This is a genomic window from Rhodococcus sp. NPDC059969, from assembly GCF_042738325.1.
In the GTDB taxonomy this organism is placed as follows: Bacteria; Actinomycetota; Actinomycetes; order Mycobacteriales; family Mycobacteriaceae; genus Rhodococcus_F.
Window position 1 is genome coordinate 1,694,919 of the sequence record NZ_JBHWUF010000001.1, and the last position, 11,484, is coordinate 1,706,402.

Sequence of the window (11,484 nt, forward strand, 5' to 3'; positions counted from 1 at the left end):
TTTATCGGCACCCGCAACCGCGTAGCGCCGTTGCTACGGCGTCGAGGGCGGGTCTTGCTGCCTCGGGTGCGGTGCCGTTGGACATGAGGGTGAATGTCAGGACTCGCCGGTCGTTGTCGACGACGATTCCGGCCAGCGAACTGACACCGGAGAGGGAGCCAGTTTTCGCGCGCACCCACCCTGCTGCCGGGGACGGCGGGTTGAATCGGTCCGCCAAGGTGCCTGTCGCTCCGGCGACGGGGAGTGTGTCGAGCAGTGGGCGAAGTTCCGGGGTGTCGGGCCCGGCTGCCGCGGTGAGCACCTGATCGATGAGGCGTGCCGAGATGCGGTCGTCGGTGGATAATCCGCTTGCGTCTCGCAATTGTGCTCCGGTGGTGTCGAATCCGCTCTCTTGCAGTGTGTGAGTGATGGCGTCGACTGCTCCGTCGAAAGTTGCGGGTAACCCACGGGCGAGTGCAATCTCGAACCCCACCGTCTCGGCGAGTACGTCGTCGGAGTGCACCATCAGGTCGTGTAAGCGTGTGCTCAACGGAGCAGATTGAACCGAGGCCACCACGGCCGCCGCTGGTGTGGCCGTAGAAGGTGTGGTGCCTTCGGTGACAGATGCCGGGTCCAGTCCGAGTTGTTCAGCGAGGGCTCGGCCGGTGTCCAGTGCGGGAGTGTGGGTGCGCGGAGAGTAGTCAGCCAAGGGGTCTGCGCGGCCGCCGTCGAGCATGACCGATTCGATAGGGGTGATACTCCCGCCGGCGATGTCGGCGGTGTCCCATCCGGGGGCAATTGCCGGGCCTGGAAATAATGTGTTGTCCACCATGAGGCTGCTGACGTGTATACCGGAACGGTGGATCTGGTTGATCAGGTCATCGAGATGTGGGGCGTCGGTGTAATAGCCTTGCGTGCCGGTAGGTTTCGCGGTCAGTGTCGGGTCGCCGCCGCCGACGAGCACAAGTTGGCCGGGGTTGGCGCCTTGGACGACGGTTGTTGTAGTTCGGTGATCGGCCGGCAGTGTGAGTAGTGCGGCGGCGGTCGTGAGAACTTTGACTATGGAACCAGGTACTTGCGGGGTGTCGGTCTGTTGTTGCCACAGTGTTGCGCCGGTCTGGGCGTCGGTGACGTGACCTGTCAAACTTCCGAGGTCGGGGTTGTCGAGTGCGGGTTGGAGCACTGCCGAGAGTATTTCAGGACTGGGTGAAGGGGCATCCGTCGGCACCGGCGTGATTTTCGGGTGCGGAGTAATCAGTTGTGGGGCCGTCACTGTCGGGGGAGGGGTGGGAGTGGGGTCGAGTTGGCTGCACCCGGCAGTGAAGGCCGCCACCATCGTCGTTGCTGCGTATGCGAGAAGGGATCCAGACCGTCTGTTTGTCATTGTTCTGAGTCGTTTCTTCGACATTCGATGTCGACCTCATTGCCGCACTTCTTGGGGGTCGCCGATCCGATTGTGGCGATCATCGACCTGACGTGTGTTGTCGCCCTGGCTGACAACTCTAAGCAATGGCCGTGGAAGCCGCGAAAGCGGCCTGTCCGGCGCTCTCCGGGACGGGGAGCAGTGGGCGATTGCGATATCGCGCATACGAAGACAGTCATTGGAACCGCCACCGTTGTCGCGAGTACACCGGTGAGCACACCGTATGGTCGTGGATCGAGGGCCAGAACGATCACCGTCGTCGCTATCGGCCCACCCACCAGCATGGCCACCAACATGAACCCCCGTATTCGGCGACCACCCACCGGGAAGGCAGCTGCGAAGAGGCTGACGATTGCGGCTGCGAGCAATACGGATCCCGCAACATCGCTGAGGCGGTGCCATCCCTCGCCCATGATGTCGCGGCTGACCAGCGCCACCCACGCCGCGCAGGGCACGACTCCAACCAGGCGCATCCACGACGGTGCGATCAGGAGCAGGCTGAGGGCAATACCCATTGCACCGGCGACATGGCCGCTCGGAAACGTGTTCGCCGTCGGCCAGGGGACGTCCTGGTCGAGTTGAGGCCGCTCGAGAACGTCGAGACGGAGCGTTCTCGCCGTCACTATGCACACGATGGGAACTGCAAGCGTCGTCACAGCAGCGAGCGGCCGACGAATCATACTCCCTGTCAACAGGATCGCGGCTGCGACGGAGATCCACATGAGCGGGTTGGTCATGATGTCCAGCCGCAGGACGTCGGGCACCGATATGCCGGTCTGCGCCGACTTCGCAGCTTGAAATACTTCCCGGTCGAGTTGTTGACCGCCGGCGGTACCAACAATCAGAAGGAATACGGCGACCGCACCCGCGGCGAATGACATGCCGACGACAATCACTGTCCACCGTGTTCCGTTGCGTACGGCGGGCGTCATCGTGGCGGAATCGGTCACGGACACAGCGTGGTGATCGCGGCGCCGATCGATGCACTGGCGCAGCCCGGGCCGATGTCGCCAACGTCGGGGTCATGGTAGGTGCTGTCGTCAAAATTGGCTGTCACCAACAGCTTTCCATCCCCGAAGATGGTTCGCTGCACCATTCTGTCGTTTGACAACCACTGAAAGTCCGTCATGGGCTCAGTTCCAGCCGCTTCTTGCAGGGTGGCGAAGAACTTCTGCATGGTCGCCATCCTCGGGCCTTCCTCCGCGATGGTTTGTGCGTTCAGGGTGTAGTTCAGCGGCGTGTTGTAGAGCATTGCCAACAGCGCGCGATCGGTTTGCTCGGCTGGCAGCTTGTTGAAGGACAACTCCCATCGATCCGTACTGACTACCGAATCGTGCAGCACCGTCTCGTACAGCGGCACAAGGTATTTCGGATCAAACATGCCGGCTTTCAGATCTGATGAAAGCGCGACGGGCTTGAAGAAGAAGGCCGGGCCGTTCTTCCCCCAGTACGCACCCCAGTTCGCCTTGTCTCGTTCCGCTTTCCAGAGGCCGTTCATCACCGGCGTGCTCGATCCGTGACTGAAGGACACAACGCTGTTGGCCCACGACCCGGCTGTCTCGGATCCCAGCACCAGATCCTTGCCGATCACCTTCATGCGGTCGATGCGGTTCTGCCGGTCCTTGGACTGGGTCATCCGGTGGTCCGGGTTGTAGTCGTCGAATACCTCGCCTGTCGCATCGACGTCCAGGAAGTAACTGTTCACGCCGTTACCCACCTTTGCGGCGACGCGAGAGGCAACAAGCTCAGGGTCGGCAGCTAATGCCTCCGAGCTCAAGTAGCAACCGCGACCGCTGAATCCGCCTTCCATGTCGCCCTTTTCGTCAATGATGCAGGCGCCGGGCCAAATCCCTTCGGGCCACGAAGACGAGGGATTGTCGACTTCACCGGTCGGGTCCTGTGCGTTGGCGAAGGTGTCGTACGGCCCGACGAGAAAGCCGTAGTTCGTGGCTGTTTCGACGGCCTCGCGGGTCATCGGCTGGTCGTCGGCGTCGTAGCCGAGCCACATCTTGGTGATGCCGAGGTCATGGAGTTGGCGTATCGCTTCGGGAGTACGCGCATCTCCCCACAGATAGGCGTGAAAGGCACCGACCAGCTTGACCGTGTCCGGGTTCTCAGCGATCTTCTGCTGCAGTGTGCGCAGTCCGCCCTGTTCTTCGAGCAGACTGCGGTAATCCAGTGCAGGGGCCACCGGGGACCCGTCGGTGACTGACAGGGCAACCGTGTAGGTGCCAGTGCCCTTTTCCTGGCTGAAGTCGTGTGTTGCAGTGCTGCGCAGCCGGCCGTCAACCGAGGCGAAGTTCAGGGAGGTACCCAAGTCGGTCGGCACCAGATAGCTCGCCCCTACGGTGCCCGCGCTGAACCCCCAGAACGGCATCGTCAGATCCTGCAATCGTTGCCCCTCGTCCCCGACCAATCCGATATCGGGGTGGTTCCAGAATGTGTCGTCGACCGGGATACTCAGCCCTTCACCTTGGGGAAGTTGCAGATCTCGCGCACCGGCCCCGGTGACCGGCCACGACACGCGTTGATCTCGCGAACTGGTCAGGTCGATCACCAGGCGGCCGGCCTGAGCAACCGCTGTCACGTCGAGGCCGCGGTCGGGGTATGACCAACGGGCACTGTCATTCTCGATTGACACCTTGCCTGGTGCTCCGAGGTCTGTCGCAGTGGCGGCCGACAGTTCGACGTCGCTGTCCACGCGTAGGTCGTTCACATCGATCCTGGCCTCGCCGCCCTCGATCTGCACCGTGATGGTGCTTCCATCCACCCGCACCGCGGGGTCCGCCGCACTCGCGGTACACGCCGTGGAGGCAAGCGCGACCAACACGGTGCCCACAGCGATAGAGGTCAATGCCTGTGTTCTCATAGTTCGAAAAGTAAGCGCCGAACATTAGAACAAGATCAGAGAGACTTACTCTCGAGCCGGCAGGCGCACGGTGAACACCGCTCCACCGTCGGGGTTGTTGCCCACCCTGATCGTGGCGACGTGGGCATGCGCGATCTGTTGGGCCATAGCCAGTCCCAGTCCGGAGCCGGAGGTGCCCCGACTACGGGGTGACCGATAGAAGCGTTCGAAGATCCGAGGCAAATCCGCTTCGTCTATGCCGGGTCCGTTGTCCGAAACGGTGAGAACACCGCCTGTCAGGCTCACCTTCACCGTCCCACCCGGCGGAGTGAATTTTGCCGCGTTGTCAACCAGATTCGACACCATCTTCGCGAGTCGCGCATCGTTACCGCCTACCGTGTGTGGATTCGTGGTGCAGTGGAAATCAATCTTCGGCCAATGGGCACGTGCCGCCTCGACCACCTGCTCGACGACGCGCTCGAACGCGACGTCCTCCCTCTCGATGTCCGGCTCGGTACCTCGTGCGAGATCGACGATGTCGTCGATCAAGGTTCGCATATCCGCGGTACTGCGAGCTAGCGCGGCCCGTACCCGTCTCTGCTGCTCGTCCGTCAATTTGTCGCTTCGGGCCAGAAGTTCCGCGTTCGCGATGATCCCCGTCAGTGGGGTCCGCAACTCGTGCGAGGCGTCGGAGACCAATCGTTTCTGCGATTGGACGGAGTCATCGAGTGCACCGAGCATGGTGTTGATCGATTCCCCGAGCGTGGAAAGCTCATCCGATCCCTCGACTGTGATCTTTCGGCTCGGATCTCGTTCCTTTGCAACATTTTCGGCCTCGCGGGAGAGTCTGGCAACAGGACGCAGCGTGTAGCGGGCGACCGCGTAGCCGAGGATAGCGCTGATGACGATGCCGATACCGCACAACAGCGCTAGCAACCACGCAATCCGGTCGAGCGCCCGGTGTTGCTGATCGGCACGGACTCCGACAAGGAGCGCACCACCGTCCTCGAGCGGTGTCACATACATCCGTCCGGGTAGACCCGCGAGGTCGATGTTCGCGAGGAAAGGCCCTGACTCGCCGTCGAGGACGGCATCGAGTGCAGAGGGCTTCGGCAGAATAGTGGCGGGTTCGTCTGTAGCACTCGGTTCGCCTGTCGCATCGAGGACCTCGAAGCAAGCCGGCGAGGAAAGATAGGCGCACTCGGCGCCGCTGCCCAACTCCTGGCCACCGGCAATCCGTAATTGGATCGCCGTCGCTTCCCGAATGAGACCGACGTCGAGGCTTCGGTACACCTCCCGTGACGAGATCCAGTACGCCCCCACCGCGCAAAGCAGCACCACCGCAGCCACGGCAATCGACGTGGTGATGGCCATTCTCGTTCGGATGGCCAATCGCGTACGCGTCACGGCAACTCCAGCCGGTATCCGATCCCGCGAACCGTATGAATAATGCGTGACTCGCCGCCCGCCTCTAGTTTCGTGCGCAGGTAATTAATATATACGGCAATGGAATTCGACTGAGGTCCGAAATCTTGACCCCACACCCGATCGCTGATCACCTCACGGGTGAGCGTCTGGCCGGAGTTCGCGATGAGTAGTTCCAGCAGCGCGAACTCGGTTGCAGTGAAATCCATGCTCCGGCCGGATCGGACGCCGCGCCGTGTCTGCGGGTCGAGAGAAAGATCCCCGAACTGCACCTCGGGTTCCGGTGGCGCTGCCCGCCGCAGCAGAGCACGTACCCGCGCGCCGAGTTCGTCGATGTCAAAGGGCTTCGGCAGGTAGTCGTCTGCCCCCGCATCGAGCCCCGCAATCCGATCGCCTACCTCCGAGCGTGCTGTCAGAACCAGGATGGGGATCCGATTGCCCTGCTCACGCAAGATTCGGCATACGGCGAGACCGTCGATTCCCGGCATCATGACGTCGAGCACCATCGCATCGAACGAATGCTCGGAGACCGCGGCCAGAGCGCTCGAACCGTCGGAAACCGCCTGCACCTCGTACCCGTCGGATTCGAGAGTTGTCACTACCGCTTCGCGGACCGACGGATCATCATCGACGACTAGGATCATCTACTTATCGTGCCTGACATGAGTCCGATACGGATACAACCCGTGCGACGTCTCGCATCACACACGGTAGCGGCGAGGATCGGCGATCGGATGAGCTTTGATCCACTCCGAGGTGCGCGTGAGTCCTGCTTTCAGGGAGACCTGTGGGCTCCAGTCCGTCAACTCACGCACTCGACTGTTGTCGGACACCAGGCGGTGAACCTCGCTGCCTGCTGGACGGTTACGTGAGTCTTCGGTTGTGACAGATGCGGAAGACCCCGTGATCTCGATCAGCATGTCAATCAGGTCGCGGATCGAAATCTCCTGGCCGGTGCCGAGATTCAAGGTCAATCCGAGCGTTCGCTCGGATTCCGCGATCTCCATGAAGCCCCGGGCAGTATCGTCGACGTAGGTGAAGTCCCGAGTCGGGGTCAGCGCGCCGACAGCGATCTCGCCTGCACCGGAATGCAACTGGTGCAGGATCGCAGGAATCACGGCGCGTGTCGATTGCCGCGGGCCGAACGTGTTGAACGGTCGGCAGATTGAAACCGGCGTATCGAACGAGTGGAAATAGGACAACGCGACCATGTCCGCCGCAATCTTGGATGCGGAGTAGGGAGACTGGGGTTGCAACGGGTGAGTTTCGGATATAGGTACTTCCCGAGCAGTTCCGTAGACCTCGCTCGTTGACGTATGCACCACCCTCCGCGCGCCGTGACGGCGCGCGGCATCCACAATATTCTGGGTACCAAGGACATTCGTCTCCAGATACGTTTGCGGAGCCTGGTAACTGTATGGGATTCCGATCAGTGCCGCGAGGTGGAAGATGGTGTCGATCCCCTCTGCCGCATCGAGGACTTGTCCGCTGTCACGGACATCTCCTGAGATCATCTCGATATCGGGAAGGTGATCCGAAAGAAAGCCGGCCGATGCGTAGGGCTTGTAGTGCGCGAGAACTCGTACGTGCGCGCCTTGCCTGAGTAACTGCTCAACCAGGGAGCTGCCGATGAAGCCTTCGCCGCCGGTGACCAAGACCTTTCGGCCGAACCAGAATCCATTGACTTGCACAATTTCACTCATTTGATTCCTTCACTCGTATTGACGTTTTCAGGCGTCGCGTGTTTGCCGGTGGCGAGCTCCCGTAGCCAGTTCGCCACTGTTCGTGCGGAATTATCAAGTCCCGGAGCGAGATCGGTTGCCGCCGTGGCACGTTCAGTGGAATCTCCGAGAAGGTCGTCAATCGCGCTCGCCAGGTTCGCGGTGGTCAGATCCGCGTCTCCCAGCATTCGGGCGCCGCCGCGAGTTACGAGAGCTCGAGCATTGTGTCGCTGATGGTCACCGATCGCGTGCGGATAAGGCACGAGGACGCTGGGCACCTCCACATGCGAAATCTCGGCGACGGTGATCGCTCCGGATCTCCCCACAAAGACATCGGCGCCCGCATATACCAAATCCATCCGGTCCAAGTACGGCAACACCAGCACGTTGTCGAGGTCTTCGACGGCGGCGGAGGCCTCGGAGAAGTACTCGGGCCCAGCCTTCACAACCAGGCGGAAGTTGTTGCGGCCGCGCCACTCGCGCGCCAGTGAAAGCGCGGTATCGGTCATTCGGCGAGATCCGAGGCTGCCGCCGCAGACGATGACGAGGGCCTGTCCTGCCGCCGCACCGAAACTGGCACGTGCCTGATCACGGAGCGCATGCTTGTCGAGGCCGGCGATCTCCCTCATCAGCGGGGTTCCTACTACCCGAACCTCACTGCGCTTGAATGCCGGCGCAGCCTCGGCAAATGCTACTGCGACCCGAGAAGACAAGTTCGCGCACAGTCGGTTTGCCCGCCCTGCCACGGCATTGGATTCGTGGATCAGTGTCGGTATTCCGGCGAGGTGCGCACCCAGCACGATCGGCAGACTGGGATACCCGCCGGTACCGAACACGACGTCTATATCGAGTTCACGAATCGTTCTGGCGCACTGAATGCCGGACCGTGCGAGTCGTGTCGCTGCTCTTGCACTACCGCGCACACCGGTAAGGCCTTCGATCTCGGCTGTGTGCAGTCGGTAGCCGGCCGCGGGCACAATTCTTTCTTCCAGTCTGCCTTTCGCGCCGAAGAAGTCGATCTCGACATTGGCATCGGGAATCTGACACAAGGCCTCGGCTACAGCGAGTCCCGGATAAATATGTCCACCGGTGCCACCCGCTCCGATGGCGACTCGCAGAGTCGATCGCGGTTCGTTTGTCATACCGGCACTGTGCGTGAGCGAGATTAGAACTCTGTTAGCGCCGACGCTCTGTGTGTCAGGGTGAGTTGAGTCCAGCGCTTCACAGTGACCCCGCCTGCAGGGAAAGATGTGAGAAACCCGGCGAACTCACCGCCGAAAGGGCCGAGATCGCCGCGACTCGAATCCAACTGGACGAACAGGTTCGGGTGACCTCCCTTTGTCCGTGCGGGCGCCGACCCCCGGTATTCGAGGTCAAGTAAAATTCCTGTGATCAGTCCGAGAAGAGAAAGGGATCGAAGTGACCGCGCATACCGAGCAGCTCGAGTTCCAAGCAGAAACACGTCAGCTGCTGGATCTGATGGTTCATTCAATCTATACGAACAAGGACAGCTTCCTTCGTGAGTTGATCTCCAACGCTTCGGACGCGCTGGACAAGCTCCGCCTCGAGTCTTACCAGGACAAAGACCTCAACGTCGACGTCTCCGATCTGCATATCGAGATCGACATCGACAAGGCAGCACGCACCCTGACCATCCGCGACAACGGCATCGGCATGTCGCGTGACGAGGTCGTCGACCTGATCGGCACGCTCGCCAAGTCCGGCACCGCCGAAGTCCGTCGCAAGCTCAAGGAAGCCAAGGATGCAGCGGCATCCGAAGAACTGATCGGTCAGTTCGGCATCGGCTTCTACTCCACGTTCATGGTCGCGGACAAGGTCACGCTGCTGACCCGCCGCGCTGGTGAAGATCATGCGACGCGCTGGGAATCGACCGGCGAAGGCACGTACACGCTCGAGCATGTGAACGAGGCTCCGCAGGGTAGCTCCGTGACCCTGCACCTGATGCCCGAGGATTCCGAGAACGGCCTGCACGACTACACGTCGGAATGGAAGATCAAGGAACTGGTCAAGAAGTACTCCGACTTCATCGCGTGGCCCATCCGCATGGATGTCGCTCGTACGTCGACGCCGGCCGAGGGCGAGGAGCCCGAGGTCACCATCGAGACCGAGACGATCAACTCGATGAAGGCGCTGTGGACTCGCTCCAAGGACGAGGTGTCCGAGGACGAGTACAAGGAGTTCTACAAGCACGTCAGCCACGCCTGGGACGAGCCTCTCGAGGTCATCCCGATGAAGGCCGAAGGTACTTTCGAATACCAAGCGCTGCTGTTCATTCCGTCGACGGCGCCGTTCGATCTCTTCATGCGTGAGCGCAAGGCCGGCATCCACCTCTACGTCAAGCGCGTCTTCATCATGGACGACTGCGAAGAGTTGGTGCCCGATTACCTGCGTTTCGTCAAGGGTGTCGTCGACGCACAAGACCTCTCGCTCAACGTCTCTCGTGAAATTCTGCAGCAGGACCGGCAGATCGCTGCCATCCGTCGTCGTCTGACCAAGAAGGTCCTCTCGACCATCAAGGACATGAAGGCGAACGAGCCGGAGAAGTACTCGACCTTCTGGACCGAGTTCGGACGCGCGCTCAAGGAAGGCCTGATGGCCGATGCCGACAACCGCAAGACGCTGCTCGATATCTCTTCGTTTGCCTCGACCAACAGCGAAGAGGGCGTGACCACCCTCGCGGAGTACGTGGAGCGCATGAAGGACGGTCAGGAGCAGATCTACTTCATGACCGGCGAATCTCGTCACCTCATCGAAAGCTCCCCGCACATGGAGGCTTTCAAGGCCAAGGGCCTCGAAGTTCTCGTACTCACCGACCCCGTGGACGAGATGTGGGTCGACGCTGTCTCGGACTTCGACGGCAAGACCTTCCAGTCGATCGCCAAGGGCGAGGTCGACCTGGACACCGAGGACGAGAAGAAGGCGGCCGAGGCCGAGCGCGAAGAGAAGGAAAAGGAATTCGGCGCGCTACTGACGTGGCTGACCGAAACCCTGTCCGACGACATCAAGGAAACGCGTCTCTCGACGCGCCTGACCACGTCGGCTGCCTGCATCGTCGGCGACGCGTTCAGCATGTCGCCGACACTCGAGAAGATGTACAAGGCTTCGGGTCAGCCTGTTCCGCACAGCAAGCGCATCCTCGAGCTCAACCCGGCACACCCGCTGGTCTCGGGTCTGCGGGAGGCGCAGGCCGCCAACGACAATGCAGAGAACCTGACGGAAACCGCTCAGCTTCTCTACGGCATGGCGTTGCTTGCCGAGGGCGGCGAGCTGAGCGACCCGGCGCACTTCACGCGTCTGCTGGCCGATCGTTTGGCTCGCACAGTCTGATCTGGTCCTAGCTGGCTCGAACTCCCGGCATCCACCTTCATCGGTGGGTGCCGGGAGTTTTTTTCTTGATCGTTTTCTATTGAGGACCGTTTCTGTCCGCAATAACTTCTAACGTAGTTCTCACAGGGCACGAACCCACTAGCGAAGGAAAACATCATGAACGCACCGACCACCACCGTCACCGGCGAGCGCGCGGATCTCCTCCAGAGCCTGCGACAGCATCGTGAATTCCTTCTCTTCACCGTCAAAGACCTCACCGACGAACAGGCTGCTTCGAGGCCGACCGTGAGCGAACTGTGCCTCGGCGGATTGGTCAAGCATGTGGGGCAGTCAGAAAAGGGTTGGGTCGACTTCATCCTGGAGGGGCCGGCCGGACTGGGTGGAGACTTCGATCCCACCCAGTGGTCGGAAGAGATGCAGCAGGAACGGGCGAACGAATTTGCCATGGTCGAGGGTGAAACCCTGGCAAGCATCGTTTCCGAATACGAGGGGATCGCGGCCAGGACCGACCAGTTGGTGGCCTCGCTGGACAGCCTCGACATCTCGCATCCACTGCCGTCGGCACCGTGGTTCGAAGCGGGGGCTCGCTGGTCAGCCCGACGCGCGTTGCTGCACATCATCGCCGAGACGGCCCAGCATGCGGGCCACGCGGACATGCTTCGCGAAGCCATCGACGGTTCCAAGACGATGGGTTGATCGACCTGTGATGTTTACACATCACACAAATATGTAACACTAGT

9 protein-coding genes are annotated in these 11,484 nt (G+C 61.2%); 2 read left to right on the plus strand and 7 right to left on the minus strand.

Annotation, left to right across the window (positions count from 1 at the left end; genetic code table 11):
- Nucleotide 1: 1 nt before the first annotated feature.
- Genes dacB through ACFWAD_RS07965 form a run of 7 tightly spaced genes read right to left on the minus strand, consistent with a single transcriptional unit; the run spans nt 2 to nt 8,538 of the window.
- Nucleotides 2-1,363 (minus strand): D-alanyl-D-alanine carboxypeptidase/D-alanyl-D-alanine-endopeptidase, encoded by a 1,362-nt coding sequence (dacB, locus tag ACFWAD_RS07935; RefSeq protein WP_378542631.1) that lies wholly within the window; start codon nt 1,361-1,363, stop codon nt 2-4.
- On the minus strand, nt 1,360-2,352 hold the full coding sequence (locus tag ACFWAD_RS07940; RefSeq protein WP_378542632.1) for a phosphatase PAP2 family protein: 993 nt from the start codon (nt 2,350-2,352) through the stop codon (nt 1,360-1,362). Before ACFWAD_RS07940 ends, dacB begins: the two co-directional genes overlap by 4 nt.
- On the minus strand, nt 2,349-4,271 hold the full coding sequence (locus ACFWAD_RS07945; protein WP_378542633.1) for a glycoside hydrolase: 1,923 nt from the start codon (nt 4,269-4,271) through the stop codon (nt 2,349-2,351). The genes ACFWAD_RS07940 and ACFWAD_RS07945 overlap by 4 nt, the downstream gene beginning before the upstream one ends.
- A 45-nt stretch (nt 4,272-4,316) precedes the next feature.
- Nucleotides 4,317-5,657: an ATP-binding protein gene (locus tag ACFWAD_RS07950; RefSeq protein ID WP_378542634.1), complete on the minus strand. Its 1,341-nt coding sequence runs from the start codon at nt 5,655-5,657 to the stop codon at nt 4,317-4,319.
- On the minus strand, nt 5,654-6,319 hold the full coding sequence (locus ACFWAD_RS07955; RefSeq protein WP_133727074.1) for a response regulator transcription factor: 666 nt from the start codon (nt 6,317-6,319) through the stop codon (nt 5,654-5,656). The genes ACFWAD_RS07950 and ACFWAD_RS07955 overlap by 4 nt, the downstream gene beginning before the upstream one ends.
- A 57-nt stretch (nt 6,320-6,376) precedes the next feature.
- A complete protein-coding gene (locus tag ACFWAD_RS07960; RefSeq protein WP_378542636.1) occupies nt 6,377-7,378 on the minus strand; it encodes a GDP-mannose 4,6-dehydratase in 1,002 nt (333 codons plus the stop codon).
- Entirely contained in the window at nt 7,375-8,538 is a 1,164-nt protein-coding gene (locus ACFWAD_RS07965) for a glycosyltransferase (RefSeq protein WP_378542638.1), read from the minus strand. Before ACFWAD_RS07965 ends, ACFWAD_RS07960 begins: the two co-directional genes overlap by 4 nt.
- A 277-nt stretch (nt 8,539-8,815) precedes the next feature.
- On the opposite strand from ACFWAD_RS07965, the gene htpG reads away from it, so the two are divergent.
- Nucleotides 8,816-10,744, plus strand: a complete 1,929-nt coding sequence (htpG, locus tag ACFWAD_RS07970; protein ID WP_378531686.1) for a molecular chaperone HtpG — start codon at nt 8,816-8,818, stop codon at nt 10,742-10,744.
- Between the two features lie 156 nt (nt 10,745-10,900).
- Nucleotides 10,901-11,440, plus strand: a complete 540-nt coding sequence (locus ACFWAD_RS07975) for a DinB family protein (protein ID WP_378542640.1) — start codon at nt 10,901-10,903, stop codon at nt 11,438-11,440.
- Nucleotides 11,441-11,484: the final 44 nt, after the last annotated feature.

Coding starts and splice junctions, on each gene's coding strand:
- dacB (WP_378542631.1), bottom strand. CDS start 1,363: ATGACAAACAGACGGTCTGGATCCCTTCTCGCATACGCAGCAACGACG.
- ACFWAD_RS07945 (WP_378542633.1), bottom strand. CDS start 4,271: ATGAGAACACAGGCATTGACCTCTATCGCTGTGGGCACCGTGTTGGTC.
- ACFWAD_RS07955 (WP_133727074.1), bottom strand. CDS start 6,319: ATGATCCTAGTCGTCGATGATGATCCGTCGGTCCGCGAAGCGGTAGTG.
- ACFWAD_RS07960 (WP_378542636.1), bottom strand. CDS start 7,378: ATGAGTGAAATTGTGCAAGTCAATGGATTCTGGTTCGGCCGAAAGGTC.
- ACFWAD_RS07965 (WP_378542638.1), bottom strand. CDS start 8,538: ATGACAAACGAACCGCGATCGACTCTGCGAGTCGCCATCGGAGCGGGT.
- ACFWAD_RS07975 (WP_378542640.1), top strand. CDS start 10,901: ATGAACGCACCGACCACCACCGTCACCGGCGAGCGCGCGGATCTCCTC.